The sequence below is a fragment of the Corynebacterium marambiense genome, assembly GCF_016342275.1.
Lineage (GTDB): Bacteria > Actinomycetota > Actinomycetes > Mycobacteriales > Mycobacteriaceae > Corynebacterium > Corynebacterium marambiense.
The window spans coordinates 433238-449012 of record NZ_JAEIOT010000004.1 but is presented as its reverse complement, the minus strand read 5'-3'; the positions used below and the strand labels follow the sequence as shown (position 1 = coordinate 449012).

At 67.1% G+C, this 15775-nt stretch carries 17 protein-coding genes; 7 read left to right on the top strand and 10 right to left on the bottom strand.

What is annotated here, in order from left to right; all coding sequences use genetic code 11:
* Positions 1-214 precede the first annotated feature (214 nt).
* Positions 215-1369 carry a hypothetical protein gene (locus JDV76_RS02140; protein ID WP_198735202.1) on the top strand — a complete coding sequence of 385 codons (1155 nt, stop codon included), beginning with the start codon at positions 215-217 and terminating at the stop codon, positions 1367-1369.
* Here JDV76_RS02140 and JDV76_RS12455 read toward each other — a convergent pair.
* Genes JDV76_RS12455 through JDV76_RS02120 form a run of 4 tightly spaced genes read right to left on the bottom strand, consistent with a single transcriptional unit; the run spans position 1314 to position 5235 of the window.
* Positions 1314-2681 (bottom strand): ABC-2 family transporter permease, encoded by a 1368-nt coding sequence (locus tag JDV76_RS12455; protein WP_232958718.1) that lies wholly within the window; start codon positions 2679-2681, stop codon positions 1314-1316. The genes JDV76_RS02140 and JDV76_RS12455 overlap by 56 nt on opposite strands.
* Positions 2678-3361 (bottom strand): ATP-binding cassette domain-containing protein, encoded by a 684-nt coding sequence (locus JDV76_RS02130; RefSeq protein WP_198735201.1) that lies wholly within the window; start codon positions 3359-3361, stop codon positions 2678-2680. The genes JDV76_RS12455 and JDV76_RS02130 overlap by 4 nt, the downstream gene beginning before the upstream one ends.
* A 51-nt stretch (positions 3362-3412) precedes the next feature.
* Positions 3413-4045 (bottom strand): response regulator transcription factor, encoded by a 633-nt coding sequence (locus tag JDV76_RS02125; protein ID WP_198735200.1) that lies wholly within the window; start codon positions 4043-4045, stop codon positions 3413-3415.
* Complete coding sequence (locus tag JDV76_RS02120; protein ID WP_198735199.1) at positions 4042-5235, bottom strand: sensor histidine kinase; 1194 nt, start codon at positions 5233-5235, stop codon at positions 4042-4044. Before JDV76_RS02120 ends, JDV76_RS02125 begins: the two co-directional genes overlap by 4 nt.
* A gap of 381 nt (positions 5236-5616) precedes the next feature.
* On the opposite strand from JDV76_RS02120, the gene amn reads away from it, so the two are divergent.
* Positions 5617-7062, top strand: a complete 1446-nt coding sequence (amn, locus tag JDV76_RS02115) for an AMP nucleosidase (protein ID WP_198735342.1) — start codon at positions 5617-5619, stop codon at positions 7060-7062.
* Between the two features lie 93 nt (positions 7063-7155).
* Here the strand turns inward: amn and JDV76_RS02110 are convergent, their stop codons facing one another.
* Positions 7156-7488, bottom strand: a complete 333-nt coding sequence (locus JDV76_RS02110; protein WP_198735198.1) for a hypothetical protein — start codon at positions 7486-7488, stop codon at positions 7156-7158.
* A 38-nt stretch (positions 7489-7526) separates the two neighbouring features.
* On the bottom strand, positions 7527-7772 hold the full coding sequence (locus JDV76_RS02105) for a hypothetical protein (protein WP_198735197.1): 246 nt from the start codon (positions 7770-7772) through the stop codon (positions 7527-7529).
* 74 nt (positions 7773-7846) lie between these two features.
* On the opposite strand from JDV76_RS02105, the gene JDV76_RS02100 reads away from it, so the two are divergent.
* Positions 7847-9598: a gamma-glutamyltransferase family protein gene (locus JDV76_RS02100; RefSeq protein WP_198735196.1), complete on the top strand. Its 1752-nt coding sequence runs from the start codon at positions 7847-7849 to the stop codon at positions 9596-9598.
* 368 nt (positions 9599-9966) lie between these two features.
* On the opposite strand, the gene JDV76_RS02095 is transcribed toward JDV76_RS02100, so the two are convergent.
* Genes JDV76_RS02095 through JDV76_RS02085 form a run of 3 tightly spaced genes read right to left on the bottom strand, consistent with a single transcriptional unit; the run spans position 9967 to position 11847 of the window.
* Positions 9967-10752, bottom strand: a complete 786-nt coding sequence (locus JDV76_RS02095; protein ID WP_198735195.1) for a glycosyltransferase — start codon at positions 10750-10752, stop codon at positions 9967-9969.
* A gap of 40 nt (positions 10753-10792) precedes the next feature.
* A complete protein-coding gene (locus JDV76_RS02090; RefSeq protein WP_198735194.1) occupies positions 10793-11368 on the bottom strand; it encodes a DNA-3-methyladenine glycosylase in 576 nt (191 codons plus the stop codon).
* Positions 11365-11847, bottom strand: coding sequence for a MarR family winged helix-turn-helix transcriptional regulator (locus tag JDV76_RS02085; RefSeq protein WP_198735193.1), 483 nt, complete (start codon positions 11845-11847; stop codon positions 11365-11367). The genes JDV76_RS02090 and JDV76_RS02085 overlap by 4 nt, the downstream gene beginning before the upstream one ends.
* Before the next feature lie 105 nt (positions 11848-11952).
* Between JDV76_RS02085 and JDV76_RS02080 the strand changes: the two genes are divergently transcribed.
* From JDV76_RS02080 to JDV76_RS02065, 4 genes are all read left to right on the top strand, one after another.
* Positions 11953-12534: a nitroreductase family protein gene (locus JDV76_RS02080; protein ID WP_198735192.1), complete on the top strand. Its 582-nt coding sequence runs from the start codon at positions 11953-11955 to the stop codon at positions 12532-12534.
* Positions 12535-12547: 13 nt separating this feature from the next.
* Complete coding sequence (locus tag JDV76_RS02075; RefSeq protein ID WP_198735191.1) at positions 12548-13414, top strand: EamA family transporter; 867 nt, start codon at positions 12548-12550, stop codon at positions 13412-13414.
* Positions 13415-13560: 146 nt separating this feature from the next.
* A complete protein-coding gene (locus JDV76_RS12450; RefSeq protein WP_198735190.1) occupies positions 13561-14136 on the top strand; it encodes an HAD-IA family hydrolase in 576 nt (191 codons plus the stop codon).
* Complete coding sequence (locus JDV76_RS02065; protein WP_198735189.1) at positions 14124-14669, top strand: gamma carbonic anhydrase family protein; 546 nt, start codon at positions 14124-14126, stop codon at positions 14667-14669. The genes JDV76_RS12450 and JDV76_RS02065 overlap by 13 nt, the downstream gene beginning before the upstream one ends.
* Here the strand turns inward: JDV76_RS02065 and JDV76_RS02060 are convergent.
* A complete protein-coding gene (locus tag JDV76_RS02060) occupies positions 14660-15736 on the bottom strand; it encodes an ROK family transcriptional regulator (protein ID WP_198735188.1) in 1077 nt (358 codons plus the stop codon). The two genes, JDV76_RS02065 and JDV76_RS02060, sit on opposite strands and share 10 nt — an antisense overlap.
* Positions 15737-15775: the final 39 nt, after the last annotated feature.

The window sequence follows — 15775 nt, the reverse complement described above, 5'->3', positions numbered from 1 at the left end:
TCCCCAATTGGACCGGGTATGTTCGTCACCGCGTGCAAACACCGAACCGCCGAGACGCCCACCTGGTAAAACTGTGTTCGTCACCACGTGTTGACACGCAGCAGCGACGCTGAACCTGCCTGATCCAGCCCGACCCACCGTGGTCCGCCGCTTTCATGGCGGCAACCCGGCTCCGCTCCGGAACCGATCGTCCGGTCCCACGGTCTGACGGGGCATGACCACCCGAACGGAAAAGACAACTCCCGGTGAAGCATCGGCAGCGCCCGGGTCTGCCCCGCCGTTGATCGACACGCGTCCGCTCCGGGGCGCGGCCCGGGCCCGGGTCTACGCGTCGGCCCGGAAGCACGATCTGATGTGTGCGACCCGCGGGATCTATCTTCGGTCGGACACGGTCGATGGGTCGGATGAGGCGAAGTGGCGGGCGTACGCGGTCGCTCTTCTGCACCGCTATCCGAAGGCGGTCGCGATGGCGGAGACCGCGGCGTCGCTCCACGGGTTTCCGCTGGCGGATGCGGCACGGGAGCCGAGTCTGCAGTATCCGCGCCGGACCACGTTCCCGTCGTGTGGGCGGGTTCGGTTCCGGTCGGCACCGACGGTGGCGCGGGCTGATCGTGTCCGTGTGGAGACGGTGTGGGGGCCGGTGTGGGTGACGTCGCCGCTGCAGACGGCGATCGATGTCGCCCGCTACGGGAGCGTGGAGGATGCGCTGGTGGTGTTCGATCATTGCCTGCGGGAACGGTTGTTCACGCTCGACGACGTCGTGTCCCGCATTCTGGCCCTGGGCCCGGTGCACCGTCTCGCCCGGGTGGTCCGGATCCTGGTGGTGGTGAATGGGGCGTCGGAGAGTCCGCGGGAGACGTTGGTCCGGTACCGGTTGTGGGTCCTTGGTTTCCCGTTGCCGCTGGTGCAGGCGACGGTGCGGGATCGGGGTGGCGCGTTCGTCGCGCGCACCGATTTCTGTTTCCCCGACCACGGGGTGGTGGTGGAGTATGACGGGCGGCCGAAGTACGGGGTGGTTGATGAGCCGGGGGAGTTCGACGGGCTGAGTGGCGATGATCTGGTGGGGGCGCGGGTCGCGAAGACGCTGCGGACGCGGGATGCGTTGATGGGGGAGCAGCGTCGCCAGCGTCGTCTGGAGGCTCTGGGTTTCCGGGTGGTGCGGGTGAATTGGGAGACGTTCCGGGGTGGGGAGTGGACGGATCACCTGCGTCGGTTGCTGGAGCTTGAGGCGCCCGCTGTTGCGTGCCGTGGTGTGCCCGCGTGGCGGCATCCGAAGGTGGTGGTGGATGCCGCGCGGGGGTCGGTGGCGTCTCTTATCGTGCGGCTGCTCGGCGTAACTCCCGGTGTGCCGATGCGGTGGACACAGTGAGCAGTAGGGTGCTGAGGGCCAGTGCCACGGGGAGGCGGGCACCGGTGGCCGTCAACGGCCAGGCGGGCATCGCAGGCAGCCAGAGTGGCGTGTCGGCTAGTACTGATCCGCCGAGTGTGACGGACAGGACCGTGAGGAACACGGTCGCGGCGATCACCGCGCCTGTCCCGGTTCGGACGCAGAGGGCGAGAGCTGCCGTGACCATGACGGCCCCGACCACTACCAGCAGTCCGATCATTCGCAGGATCTCCGGCAGTGGTGTTCCGCGCAGTGCGAGGACGGCGCCGGTCCCGAGTCCCACGGCAGCCACCAGCACGTCGAGCCAGACGATGACACCGGGGATCACCCGCCGTGTCCGGCAGACGGTGATCCGCCATGCGGGCTGCAGCGCGGACCAGGTGACCACGGCCCCGACACCACACCCCAGGGGCAGGATCAGGTGTACCGCGAGGTCCGCGGTCCACGATCCGGCGACGGCGATCAGCGCCAGCGCCGCGAGAGTGAGGGGGGTGAGTGCGGTGCGGAGCAGCGTGTGGCTCAGTGCCGCGCCTGTCGACGCCCGTCCCTTCCGCAGGTCTGCGGCGGGTTCGGCGGCCCAGGTTCCGGTGTGTGATGTGGCCACTGCGGTTGATCTGTCGGGCCGGGTGCGGGGTGTCCCGATGAGGACGTATGCGGTGGCGGCGAGGGCCGCGAACACCAGGCAGAGGACCGCGGCGAGGGTCGGGGATTCCGTGGTGAGTGGATCGCCCGGGTCGAGGGGGACGGCATTGGAGTGGACACCGAGGACCGGCAGCATGAGTCGTACCGCCCACGTTGGTGGAAGGAGGAACCACAGCGGATGTTCCGCGGTCAGTGTGCCCGCGACCTGCCACACCACCGCGACCAGGAGAGCCGGGATCAGGCCGACCCACCGGCTGATCACGCCGAACATCGCGACGAGACCGGCGCCGCCGATCCAGGCGTACACCCAGGCCACCGGGAGTAGGAGAGTGCCGAAATCGCAGGCGAGCATGGCCGCCAGGATGATCAGCAGGACGATGAGGCGAGCGCCCCGGATCAGGCGCGGTGACACTGGCCGGATCCCGGTCCCGCCCTCCCGGCAGGTCTTCTCCCGCTTCTCCGGGAGGCCGGACAGCAGTGCCATGAGCGGTGCCGCCATGCCGGTGACGTAGAGTGCCTGCCAGGCGCCGCGGCCGGCATCCGAGTAGTTGGTGAGGATTCCCAGCCCGGCGAGCGCGAAACCGAGGAGCGGAAAGTAGGCGACGGTCGTGTTCTTCGTTCGGACGAGTTCCGCCCGGATCACGCGGATCATCGGATCGCCGTGAGGTCGAGGAACCGGGACTCTAGTTCGCCGGCCGGCGCGAAGGCGTCGAGTGGGCCGGAGTAGGCGGCCCGCCCGTCGTGGAGCACGGTGATGTCGTCGGCGGTACGGGCGATCTCGCCGAGCTGGTGTGAGCTGATCAGCACGGTCCCACCGGCGTCGACGTAGCCGCGCAGGAGTCCCCGCAGCGCGACGGTGCCCTCCGGGTCGAGGCCGTTCTGCGGTTCGTCGAGAAGCAGAATCTGCGGTCCACCCAGTAGGGCGACGGCCAACGCCAGGCGGGATCTCATGCCGGTGGAGAAACTGCGCACCTTCTTCCGACCCGTACCGGTCAGGCCCACGACCCCGAGAACCCGGTCGATCTCGGCGTCGTCGAGGCCGAGGAGCAGGGTGTGGACGCGGAGGTTGTCCCGCGCACTCAGGTGCGGGTACAGCGCCGGTCCGTTGACCGAGGCACCCACTGACGCCCGATCGACCTCCACCGTGCCGCCGGCCCGGTCCTCGAGTCCGAGGATGATCCGGAAACACGTGGATTTGCCCGCACCGTTCCGGCCGACCAGCGCGTGGATCCGGCCCCGGTCGACGGTCATGGTGAATCCGTCCAGAACCTGCTGGTTCCGGTAGCTGATGGAGATGTCGCGACACTCGATTGCTGATTCGTGGTTGCTCATGACACCAGTGAAACGTCGACTGGCCGTCGGCACATCCGTCGCGCGGGGGAATCAGAGGTGCAGCTCGTGGTCCCTGGCCCACAGTGCGAGTCCCACCCGGTCCCGGGTCCCCGTCTTCGCCAGCAGGCGGGAGATGTACGTCTTCACCGTTGCTTCCCCGATGTGTAGGTCGGCGGCGATCTCGGCGTTGGTGCGGGCCCGGGCGATTCCCGCCAGGACGTCCCGCTCGCGGTCCGTCAACGGCTCCGCGGGTGGGGTGGGTGTGTGTCCGCGGAACACCCGCAGCACATAGTCCGTGACTCCCGGGGACAGCACCGACGCTCCGGCGTCCACGCGTCGTACGGCGTCGATCAGCGCTTCCGGCCCACAGTCCTTCAGGAGGAAACCGTGCACACCCGTGGTCAGGGCGTCGCGGACCAGCTCGTGCGCGTCGAATGTCGTCAGCATCAGCACCCGGACGCCCGGGTGTCGGGCGAGGATCTCGCGCGCCACACCGATCCCGTCGACACGCGGCATCTGGATGTCCAGAACCGCGACATCGACCCGGTGTGCGGCGACCGCCTCCAGGGCCTCCGCGCCGTCGGCGGCGGTGGCGACGACCTTGATGTCCGGCTGGGTCGACAGGGTCATCTCCAGCGCCTCAACCACCAGCGGCTGATCGTCCGCGAGCAGCACCTGGATCACGGCGCCACCACCGGGAAGCTGGCCACCAGCTGCGCGTGCGCCGGATCGGACACATCCACATCCAGTGTCCCGCCGAGGTGCTCCACCCGCTCGCGCACACCGGTCAACCCGGCGCCGCAATGCCGCGTCCGCCGCGGAATCGGGCCGCCGACACGACTGTCCACCACCACGTGTACCTCATCGGTGACCTCCACGGTGAGCGTCACGGTGCTGCCCGGGCCCTGGTGACGCAGCACGTTCGTCAGCGCCTCCTGCACCACCCGGCGCAGCGTCAGGCGGACAACCTGCGAGTCCGAGACCTCCCCCTCCGGCAACGATGCCTCAACCGTGAGCCCGGCGGACCTGAATTCCCCGACCATGTCCCGGATCCCGGCCATGCCCGTCACCGACGTCGGCGGGGAATCGTCACGCAACGTCCCCACGATCCCGCGCACCTCCTCGAGGGCCTCCGAGCTGACCTTCTGGATCGTCGACAGGATCTCCGCCCGCCTGTCCGTCGCCCCACCGCCGAGCATCACACCCGCCCCGGCCTGCATGTTGATCAGCGTCAGGCTGTGCGCCAGCACATCATGGATCTCCCTCGCGACACCCGCACGCTCCCGCTCGCGCGCCGCCTCCTGCTCCGCCACCAGGTGCCGCTCCGCGGACCGCGCGCTGCGGGCCGAGACGAACACCAGGCCCAGAGCCAGCCACTGAAGCGCGATCCAGCTCGCCGCCTGCACGCCGGTGGCGCGTTCGAAATGATCGGGTGTCCACCACCACAGCAGCGGGGAGAAGAAACACCAGATGGACTGAATGGCGGTGAAAACACCCGGGACGAGTAGATCGGAGCGGTACCGGGCGGTCGAGTACACCACCATCGGCACCGCGACCAGGAATGGACTGATACCCAGGTTCACCGGCAGCGCCGTGAGCCAGTTCACCGTCCACGCCACGGTCAGGATCGTCAGCGCGATCGCCGCCGGGACGACCCGGCTACGCCACACCGCGAACGCGGGGACGAAGAGAACCGCGAGCAGTACTTCAACCAGTGTGGACGGAGCGGGGGTGTCGGACAGGGCGACGATCAGGTGGAACACCGTCAGCGCGGCCGCCAGTGCGGCGAACACCAGGTCAAGAAGCCGGAGCCGGTTGCCGGTGGTGTCGGCGAGCTCCGGTCGGTGGGTAGATGGTGCCGGTGTGGTCCCCATGGCCGAAAGTCTAGGCGCGCCGGTGCGGGCAGTGATCTGCACGGTGCGGCGCGTCGGCGGGGTATGAGCGGTGTTCGGGCCGTCGGAAATGTCGTCGGTACGTGCGAACCCGGCGGAAGAACGGAGAAAACCCAGGCCGGTGTTCATCACTCGTGCGTGTTAACACGCACCGACGACAACCGGGGCTGGCTGTTCGCCGCAGGGCCCGCGTGTCGTCACCACGTGCAAACGTGTCGATGATGGAGGGAAACGCCTGCTCACTCGTTTCGTCAGTGGGTGTTGACACGCACCGACGACATGAACGTGGCTCTGAACCGGAGGGGGTACCGGGCCCCGTCGACCGTGGCTAGTCTGGGCGGCATGGAGACACGGTCAACGCAGATGCCCACCGGATGGATCACACACGACTCAGTCGAAGCAGCCGTCGACGACCTGATCAGACGTTACGATGCCGCGGTGGAACTCGCCTGCGGGATCCTCAACTCCGGAGAAGCCACCGACGGGCCGGCCGACTACAGCCGTTACACCGGCGTCGTCTACCCCAAGCTCATCGTCGAGGTGAAGTCCTGGCGTCCCATCGACCGCACCGAACCCTTCGGCTACGTCGACCGGGCGGGACGCTACGCCGCGACCATCTCCCGCCCCCGGCTCATGCGGCGTTATCTGACGGAGCAGTTGGATCGTCTGACCACCAACTATCCGTGCACAATTTCCACCGGCCCGTCGGAGGTGCGTATCCCGCCGGAGTACCTCTCCCTTCCCGCCGACTGCCCACCACCGCCGCGTGTCCACGATGACGCGGGTGTCATCCCGCGACCGAGCCTCGACGACGTGCACGATGGGATCATTGACGGGTCCTGGGACGTGTTCCAGGATTCCGAGATGCCGTTGTTCCATTTCTCACCGCAGCGTTTCGACATCGCCTGTGAACGCATCGAGCACTACACCGGCATCCGGGTTGAGGGTGTGCAGAAGTACATCCTGTTCACGAACTACGCCATGCACACCACCGAGTTCGTCCGATACGCACTGTCGGAGCTGGCGAACCCCGAATCCCGCTACACGGAGCTCCGCCTCAACGACGGTCGCGTACTCCGGCGCGGGGAGGTTGACGGCGTGGAACTGCAGACACTGCTCGGGCTGTCGTCACGCCAGATGCCGCGCTACGATCTCGCGGCCGAGGACAACACCGGCGTGACGATCATCAACATCGGGGTGGGGCCGTCCAACGCCAAGACGATCACCGACTGCCTGGCGGTTCTCCGGCCCGAGTGCTGGATCATGATCGGCCACTGCGCGGGTCTCGACGGTCGCATGCGCATCGGCGACCTCATTCTCGGCAACGCCTACCAGCGCCGGGATCACATCCTCGACGACCGGATCGGCCTCGACATCCCGATTCCCGCCGTGCCCGAGGTACAGCGTGCTCTGGAAAAGTCGGTGAACGCGGTCTACGGCGACAATCACTCTCTCATGCGCACCGGTACGGTCATGTCGACCGACGACCGGAACTGGGAATGGCATACGCCGCGGGATCTGTGGCGGATCCTGCGTGGCTCCACGGCGGTGGCTGTCGACATGGAGTCAGCGACCCTTGCCGCCAACGGATACCGCTACCGGATTCCCTACGGCACGCTGCTCAGCGTCTCCGATCTCCCGCTGCACAATGTGCCCAAGCTGCCCGCCGGCGCCCAGGCGTTCTACTCCTCATCGAAGGAGGCGCACCTCATCTGCGCGATGCGCGCCATGGAGGAACTCGCCGCCAAGCCCGAGAAACTGCACACCAGGAAACTGCGCCGCACGATCGGGGAAGTGCCGATGCGGTAGGTCCGGAGAGATCCGGACGGAGAACAGCCAACAGGGGATACGGCTCCAGTGGAGGTTTGGCAGGTCTGATCGACGAACCTGCAGGTTCGTCGATCAGCGCAGGTTGACCCCGGAGGAACCGAACAGGCCCTGTGTGACCTCGTATAGGGCACCACTGGCGATCAGGCCGAGCATGGAGGCCTGCGCCCAGGCGGGTGTGCGTCCGTCGGTGGGTGGGAAGAAGATGTCGCGGATGATCGTCTCGTAGTTCGACGAGGTGTACGAGCTCAGCTCCGAAGCGGCGGTGTCGAGGATCTCCCGGGAGTCCCGGTGTTCGGGACTGCCGGGCTCCGGCGTGGGCCAGGGGTTGGCGCCGGCGGGAGCGGCGAGACCAAGGGCGAGGACCCCCGTGGCTACTACGGAAGCGGTGATTCGGCGAAGGCACATCGGGGGCTCCTCAAAAGGTAATGGGTGTGATGTTGTTTCTACCGGAGAATGATTCCGGAGGAGCCGAAGATACCCCCGGTGAGGAGGAAGAAGATCGACCCAATGAGAGCCCGGATCTGCGCTTCCGGGCTACCCGGTGCCGGCGTGTTGCTCGAAGGTGCGCTGATCTGGGCGGAGAGGGCCGCGATCGGATTGTCGATCGGCGCGGCGGTTGCGGGAGCTGCGACGGCGGTGCTGATCGCGCAGGCGGCGACGGTGGCGGCGATGGTACGGCGAAGTTTCATGATGTTCCTTAGATACGCTGGAGTTATTCGTAGATAATAACAGTTTGGTAAACCGTGGAGGCTAAAATCCTGCTATGACTCCACCCTCCTCGGATCCGGCCCCCGGTGGCCGTGACACGACGACCAGTCCGGAGATCTCGACCGGCTATCGCGAGGACATGGTGGAGGTTCTCACTGACTTCTATGCCGTGTCGACGGCCAATCGTTACGCCACGGATGTCGCCGCAGGCATCCTCGCGGATGGGGGGTCGGCTCTCGATGCCGCTGTCGCCGCGCAATTCATGCTCGGTCTCACAGAACCGCAGTCCTCCGGGATCGGCGGCGGCTGCTATCTGCTGCACTTTGATGCCGCAAGTGGGGAAACCACCGCGTTCGACGGGCGGGAGACTGCACCCGCTGCGGCAACGGGAACCTATCTGACGCGGATCAGCGCTGATGATCCCCGGCCTCCGGTCCCTGACGCCCTGCGTTCGGGGCGTTCCGTTGGGGTGCCGGGGGCGGTCGTGGCCCTCGAGCTCGCGCACCGGAAGTTCGGGCGTACCGACTGGTCGGAGTTGATCGCCCCCGCGATCAGGCGCGCTGGGGAGGGGTTTCCGGTCAGCCACCGTCTCTGGGCGTCGATCGACGACGCGAAGACCGATCTCGCCCGTTGTCCCGAAGCGGCGCGCTACTTCCTCGATGATGTCGGCGAGGCTAAGGCGGAGGGCACCGTGCTCACCAACCCCGACTACGCGCGAACGTGTGGGCTCATCGCGGAACGTGGCGCCGACGCACTACACACCGGGGAGCTCGCCGAGGCGATAGTGGAGCGCGTCTGCCGACCCTCAGAGACCGTGACACCGGGCCTGATGACGCTCGCCGATCTCGCCGGGTACCGGGCTGTCGAATGTGCGCCGCTGTGGTCCACATACCGGGGGTTGAGACTCGCCGGCATGCCGCCGTCCTCGTCCGGTGGGGTCACGGTCGCGGCGATCCTCGGGATGCTCGAATACCACGATCTCGGCGAACCGCCACGGGACGGGGCACCCGCAGCTGAACTCGTTCACCTCGTAAGTGAAGCCGAGCGCCTGGCCTACGCGGACCGGGACACCTTCATCGCCGACGGGTATCCCCTGCCCGAGATGCTGGATCATGATTACCTGCGGAAACGCGCCGCACTCATCGACCCGGACCGGACCATGGGCACCGCTGAACCGGGGCTCCCCACGAACGGACTCGCCGCCGGACGAGACCTACCCGAGTACGGCACCAGTCAGGTCAGTGTCATCGACGCCGAAGGCAACGCGGTCAGCCTGACCACGAGCATCGAGATCGGGTTCGGATCCTTCCACATGGTGCGCGGATTCCTGCTGAACAACACGCTGACCGACTTCTCCGCCGAACCCGCCGACTCCCACGGACGTCCCGTGGCGAACCGCGTTGAACCAGGCAAGCGGCCGCGTTCCTCGATGGCCCCGACTCTCGTGTTCGACGGTCCTGACCTGCGGGCCGTGGTCGGAGCGCCGGGTGGCGCGGTGATCATCCAGTACGTCGTCAAGATCCTCATCGCCCTCATCGACTGGGGCTTCGATTCCCAGCAGGCGGTGGGTGCCCCGAACTTCGGGGCTCGGAACACCCAAGTCACGGGCGTCGGTGGCGAACATCCCCTGATCGGCGCGGCGGAAGGCGGTCTGGCCCGGGCCCTCATCGACGGTCTGGTGGCACGCGGTCACCGCGTGCAGCTCGCCGATCAGCCGAGCGGTGCCGCCGTGCTCGTCGTGCGGCCCGACGGCCGGATCAGCGGCGGGGCGGATCCGCGCCGTGAGGGGACCGTGGGCGGGGTCTGACTCCACCCGGTCAGGTGCGGGGGCCGTTCCTCTCACTGGTGCGTGCTAACACGTACCGGTGTGGTGCCCCGTTCAGGGATTTTCGGTTACGTGAATTCTCTTCGCACCCGGTGACGAGCGTCCCGGGGCACAGACTGGGTGCGGGCTGCCGGTACCTCCGGTGGTGAAGTGGTGGATCGTCAGTGCGTGTTAACACGCACTGACTGGAGGAGCCATCTGGACGTTTCGCGGTGTGCGCCGGTGTTTGCACGCACTGACGACGTATCGGCGCGCCACTGCAGAGGTTCAGGAGAAGCTCCACCCATCGACGCCCGGCGGGCATGGGGTGGGATCTGGGTCAACGTGTCGGCCCGGTGCACCACCGCCGTTCAGCGCCCGAACAACCTCCGCCAGAACCTTTTCCGGGGCAGGCCCTGCTCGTCGAGGGTGTCGCGGACTCTCCGACTCGCGGCCCGCCTGTCTGCGCGGCTCGGTGCAGGTCCGGTACTGATGTCGATGCGCTGCCAGGTCAGCGGGGTGGGCAGGTTGCGGACCCGGGCACCCGCCCCGATCATGCGGACCCACAGGTCCCGGTCGGCCTCGTGGCCGCCGCCGCGGTATCCACCGGCGTCACGCATGGCGGTGGTGCGTGCCATGGTGGTGCCGTCGATGACGGGGCTGCGACGCCCCAGGCGACGGGTGGCCTCGTTGTGTGAGCTGGGCATGGTGCGGACGGAGAGGTCCGCTGCGAGGAGGCTGACGGGGTCGGTGGCGTCGGTGGTGTGGTCGAGTTCCATGACGGCGGTGCCGAGGATGTCGACGCGCCGTTGGTGGAAGGTGTCCAGTTGGCGCCGCAGCCGGTCGGGGTGGGGGATGTCGCCGGGATTGATGCGGGCGGTGTACTCCGTGTCGACGTGGGCGAGGCCCGTGTCGAGTGCGGCGGCCGGACCCGGTTCATCGGCGACGGTGTAGATGATGCCCATGTCGTGGGCTTCGGGGGAGGTGAGCTGCTTCTCGAGGGTCGGGTGGAGGCGTGCGTCCGCCGCGACGATGATGTGGGTGGGGCGCAGGGACTGCTTGGTGAGGCTGGCGAGTGTGGTGCTGATCAGGTCGGCGGGCGTGGTGGTGGATACGCCCATGAGCACGGTGACGGCGTCGGGTTGCAGTTGCTCCATGTCCGGATCCTAACGTGCGTGGTGTGGGATTCGGCGCAGGTCAGCGCCGCGCGCGTCCCCGGGGGCTGGTGACGGTGGGCTCGCCGGGCAGGTAGAAGCGCAGGGGCGCGTCGGCGTTGCGGGTGATGCCGATCCGGGGGCCGGTGGTCCAGTGCGGCTCGTGGTCGCGGTCCTTCAGGACGAAGCCGTCGGTTCCGGAGTGAAGGACGGGGGAGTGGTTGTGGTCGACGTGGAGGGCGAGTGCCCGGCCGAGGTTGCCCGGTCCCTGTGCGAGGCGGGCGTCGGGGATCGTCGGGCCGCGCCGGGCGCGCGCGGTGTCGTGGCCGTCCACGACCTCGCCGGCGCGGAGGAGGATTCCGCCGCTGCCGCCGGGTGGGTGGCAGACGATGTTGCCGGCGTGGTGGATGCCGTAGGAGATGTACACGTACATTCGACCGGGTGGGCCGAACATGGCGGCGTTGCGTGGTGTCTTTCCGCGGCGGGCGTGGGAGGCGTCGTCCTGTTCGCCGAGGTAGGCTTCGACCTCGGTGAGTCGGATGGTGACGCCTGCGTGGCTGAGTGTGCAGCCGAGGAGCAGGGGTGCGACGTGGTCGGCGGGCTGTGCGAAGTCGATCATTCGGTGTGGGCCGCGAGTGCTTTGCGGAGCAGGTGGACAAGTGTTGCCTGTTCGTCGTCGGTGAGTCCGGCGAGGGTGTCGCGGCAGGTGTCTAGGTGGGTGGGGAGGACGGTGTCGACGAGTTTGCGTCCGGTGTCGGTGAGTGTGATGCGGACGCAGCGGCGGTTGTCGGGGTCGGTGCAGCGGGTGAGTAGGCCAGCGGTTTCGAGTTTGTCGATGCGGTTGGTCATCGCCGAGCCCGAGATCATGGAGTTGGTGCAGAGTTCACCGGCCGTGAGTGCTCGATCAGTGCGGCGGAGTGTGGCGAGGACGTCGAACTGCCATCGTTCGAGGTTGAACTGGGTGAGGTTGTCGGTGACACGGTCGCTGACGGCCCGGGCGAGGCGTTGGAGTCGGGCAGGAAGTTGCATCGGTGCGGGGTCGAGGTCGGGGCGGGTGGTGCGCCATTGGTCGATGATTTGGTCGATGTGGTCGGCCATTGCCATCCCCTTACTGTTTGACGCCGAAGTGTTTGACATGAATCTTACATGAGGTTAGTCTGGCGTCGAACACTTCGATATCGAATAATTAACTCAGGAGTCACCATGTCCCGCACCGTCGCCGACGCCATCGCCACCCGCCGCGCCGTCCGAAACTACCTTCCCGATGACATCTCAGTGGAGGTTCTCGACCGCGTCGTCCACCAGGCCCTCGAAGCCCCGAGTGCGTTCAACGCCCAGGCGCGTGATCTCGTCGTCATCCGGGACCCGGAGATTCGCCAGGCGCTCGTCGACGCCTCCGGTCAGCGCCAGTTCATCAACGCTCCGGTTGTCCTTGTGGCTGTTGGGCGTGTCGAGGTCTTGCCGGAGGATGCCGAGGAGATCCTCTCCGGTCAGGCGCGTGCCATGGTGGAGAAGTTCAACAGTCTCAAGACCCCGCAGGAACTGCGGGAGGCAGCGCTGCGGGATGCGATGCTCGTCGCCGGGTTTGCACTCGTCGCCGCCGCCGGTGAAGGTTTGGCCACCAGCCCGACAACAGGGTGGGATGAGGAGAAGGTGAAGGAAGCCATCGGTATCGGCGGTCGGGACGACCGGGTCATCGCGCTGGTCATCGCCATGGGATACGGTGCGGACGCTCCCGAGCATCCGGGTCGCCACGCCTCGCGTCGGGTCAACGAACGGTACTAGAAGATAACTGGTTATGAATCTCCTCCTCACGGCCATCACCCCGTTTACCTGGGGAACCACCTATATCGTCACCACCGAACTGCTCCCGGACGACCGTCCAATCCTCGCGGGTGTGATGCGTGCCCTGCCCGCCGGTCTGATTCTGCTCGCCTGGTTCCGAGTGCTGCCGAAGGGCATCTGGTGGATCAAAGCCATCGTGCTCGGCGTGGTGAACATTGGGGCGTTCTTCGCCCTCCTCTTCCTCACGGCCTATCTGCTGCCCGGTGGAATCGCTGCGGTGCTGACCAGCGCTGCGCCGCTGGTGGTGATGGGTCTGAGCCCCGTGTTGTTGGGGTCGAAGGTGTACAAGGCGCAGATCGGGGCCGGACTCGTGGCGGTCGCGGGGGTTGCGGCGCTCGTAGTCTCCCCGGGGACGGCACTGAACACGGAGGGGGTTCTTGCCGCGGGGGCGGCCACGGTGTGCACAGGCACGGGTCTGGTGCTGGCTAAGCGGTGGGGTCGGCCAGAGGGGGTGCCGCAGTTGGCGGTGACGGGTTGGCAGCTCACGTTCGGTGGCCTGGCCCTGACCCCTCTGTTGTTGTTCGAGGGCCTGCCCGATCATCTGACGGGAACCAATATCGCCGGTTACATGTATCTGACGGTCGTCGGTGCGCTCATCGCCTACGGGCTCTGGTTCCGGGGTCTCGCGCTTCTCGACGCCGTGAGCGTTTCCCTGCTCAGCGTGATCAGTCCGCTGACCGCGACGGTGCTGGGGGTGCTGTTCAACGGAGAACGCTTCACGGTTGTACAGGGTGTGGGATCGGTGGCGGTTGTCGGTGCGGTCATCGTTGCGCAGGTTGTCGGGGCACGGGCCCGGAAACGGGAAGCGGTGGCTGCGTAAAGGTGGCGGGTGGGTAACTAGGCAAGTTATCTAGTTGCACAGTAGTTGTTGAGGTCTGTTGCAGGAGCGGGGTCTGATTGTGCCCACTACCGAGAACCCGAATAGCCCGAAGCGCGCCTACCGTCTGCGTCGGTAGATTGGCGTGCGTGCAGACCTATCTCTTCGATCTCTACGGTGTCCTGTTGACCACCCAGACCGATGCCCACTTGCGTGCCATCGAGGATGCTGTGGGTACGGATGACCGACTGTGGCCGGTGTACTGGGAGTTGCGGGGTCCGCTCGACGCGGGTGAGTTGACGCCGGAGGAGTACTGGGAGCGGATCCGGGTGACGCTCGAGTTGCCGCCGTTCGACGTCGACGCGGTGGTGGAGGCGGACATCGCCAGTTGGTTGGACGAGGACGCCGACGCGGTGGCGTATGTGGGGGAGCTGATCGACGCTGGGCACCGGGTTGGCCTGCTGAGCAACATCCCGACGTTTCTCGCGGAACGGGTCCGGGCGCGGCACACGTGGCTGGAGCGTTTCGATGCGGTGACGATGTCCTGTGACATCGGTGTCGCGAAGCCCGATCCGGGTGCCTACCGGGCGGCGTGTGCGGCGCTCGGTGTGGAGCCGGGGGAGGTTCTGTTCTTTGACGACAATCCGGTGAATGTGGCGGCCGCCCGGGAGTTCGGGATGCGGGCGGTGGAGGTCACGGGCAGACTGGTGGAATGGAACCACTGATTCTTCCGTTCAACGGCGTCGCGCCGCGTATCCACGCCTCGGCGTTCATCGCGCCGAACGCCACCATTATCGGAGATGTGGTGATCGGCCCTGATTCGTCGGTGTTCTACGGTTGTGTGCTGCGTGGTGACGTCAATGCGATCCGGATCGGTGCACGGACGAACATCCAGGACAACTGTGTCATGCATGTCGACGCGGATGCGCCGTGCACCCTGGGTGATGATGTCACCGCGGGACACATGGCTCTTCTGCATGGTACGACGGTGGGGGACGGGACGCTGGTGGGGATGAAGGCCGCCTTGTTGTCGCGCTCGCGGGTGGGTGCGGGGTCGCTCGTTGCGGCCGGCGCTGTCGTGCTTGAGGGGCAGGAGATCCCGGCCCGGTCCTTGGCGGCGGGTGTCCCGGCGAAGGTGCGTCGGGAGCTGTCGGAGGAGCAGTCGGGGTCGTTCATCCCGCACGCGGGCCGGTACATCGACATTGCGCGTGGGCAGTCGGATCAGCGGCTGCGTCTCGACGAGGTGCGCTACAGCTGATTCCGGTCGACGAGCCCGGCGTGCACGGCGACCGGGTCCGAGAGCAGCCGGTCGAGGGCCACGGTGCGGGCGGCTGCTCGGGCGAGTGTTGCCGCGTCGGGAATGATCCGGATGGCGGTGCGCTTGTCGACGTTCGGGTTCACCGTGGCGGCGAGCTTCCGGTAGCCGTCCGGGTCGACGGTAAAGCCCGGGCCGGCGAGCACGACCGTCCTCGCGCCGGTGTCCTGGGTGAGTCGTGCGACGGTCTCGCCCAGCTCCCGTGCACGTTCGTCGAGGAGTAACCGGAGCTCCGGGGACTGCGGTGTCTCAGCGGGCAGGAGACCGGTGAAGCCGCGCCGTTTTTGGCCGGGGAGGATGTCGGCATTGGTGAGGTGGCGGGCGAGGGACTCCGGTCCGAGGTCGGAGTCAACCGGGTGGGTCGTCACCCCGTTGTCGTTGGCGACTGCCAGAGTGAGTCCGCGGTCGAGGTGGATGATCAGGATTGGGTCGGTCGTGGCATCCGTGGTGAGGAGTTCCGCTGCGGCGAGTGACGCGGTGAGGTCGCCGACGGTCACCGGGGCCCCGAATTCCTCGGTGAGCCGTTCACCGAGGAACCCGGTGTGCGGTGCCGTGGCGGCGACGCCGATGTCGGCGACCGGTACCGCCAGCCTGGACAGCAGTCGGTGGATCCCGGCGATGAGGTGTTCTGCGGTGTCGGGTGTGTCGGTGCCCAGGGGGAACGTGGTCTCGCGGAGGATGCGGCCACGGGTGTCGAAGAACCCGAGGGTGCCTCCGTCTTCCGTAATCGCGGCGCCGATGTGGAGCCACGGTGTAGGGGCCATCTCCAGGGGGATGCGAGGCCGCCCGGGGCCGGCTGCGCGGACGAGGTCGGGGCGTTCGTGGATGAGCCCCGCGCCGACGAGGCTGGTGACGGCGCGGGTCACGGTGGGTTGGGAGAGTCCCGTTGCTGCGACGAGATCGCCTCGGATTGCCAGGTGGCCGCGCATCATGTGGTGCAGACACCGGGCCGTCGGCATGGTGGGGCGACGGAATGCGGGGGTGTGTGCGGATACAGCCAGAGTGCTCATAACGATAAGTCTATTAATTACAGACTGAACTGTCTAGCA

Bases quoted from the DNA above. Each gene is read 5' to 3' on its own strand.
- JDV76_RS02140 (WP_198735202.1), top strand. From the start codon at position 215: ATGACCACCCGAACGGAAAAGACAACTCCCGGTGAAGCATCGGCAGCG.
- JDV76_RS12455 (WP_232958718.1), bottom strand. From the start codon at position 2,681: ATGATCCGCGTGATCCGGGCGGAACTCGTCCGAACGAAGAACACGACC.
- JDV76_RS02130 (WP_198735201.1), bottom strand. From the start codon at position 3,361: ATGAGCAACCACGAATCAGCAATCGAGTGTCGCGACATCTCCATCAGC.
- JDV76_RS02120 (WP_198735199.1), bottom strand. From the start codon at position 5,235: ATGGGGACCACACCGGCACCATCTACCCACCGACCGGAGCTCGCCGAC.
- amn (WP_198735342.1), top strand. From the start codon at position 5,617: ATGCCCACCGGATGGATCACACACGACTCAGTCGAAGCAGCCGTCGAC.
- JDV76_RS02110 (WP_198735198.1), bottom strand. From the start codon at position 7,488: ATGTGCCTTCGCCGAATCACCGCTTCCGTAGTAGCCACGGGGGTCCTC.
- JDV76_RS02105 (WP_198735197.1), bottom strand. From the start codon at position 7,772: ATGAAACTTCGCCGTACCATCGCCGCCACCGTCGCCGCCTGCGCGATC.
- JDV76_RS02100 (WP_198735196.1), top strand. From the start codon at position 7,847: ATGACTCCACCCTCCTCGGATCCGGCCCCCGGTGGCCGTGACACGACG.
- JDV76_RS02095 (WP_198735195.1), bottom strand. From the start codon at position 10,752: ATGGAGCAACTGCAACCCGACGCCGTCACCGTGCTCATGGGCGTATCC.
- JDV76_RS02090 (WP_198735194.1), bottom strand. From the start codon at position 11,368: ATGATCGACTTCGCACAGCCCGCCGACCACGTCGCACCCCTGCTCCTC.
- JDV76_RS02085 (WP_198735193.1), bottom strand. From the start codon at position 11,847: ATGGCCGACCACATCGACCAAATCATCGACCAATGGCGCACCACCCGC.
- JDV76_RS02080 (WP_198735192.1), top strand. From the start codon at position 11,953: ATGTCCCGCACCGTCGCCGACGCCATCGCCACCCGCCGCGCCGTCCGA.
- JDV76_RS02075 (WP_198735191.1), top strand. From the start codon at position 12,548: ATGAATCTCCTCCTCACGGCCATCACCCCGTTTACCTGGGGAACCACC.
- JDV76_RS02065 (WP_198735189.1), top strand. From the start codon at position 14,124: ATGGAACCACTGATTCTTCCGTTCAACGGCGTCGCGCCGCGTATCCAC.
- JDV76_RS02060 (WP_198735188.1), bottom strand. From the start codon at position 15,736: ATGAGCACTCTGGCTGTATCCGCACACACCCCCGCATTCCGTCGCCCC.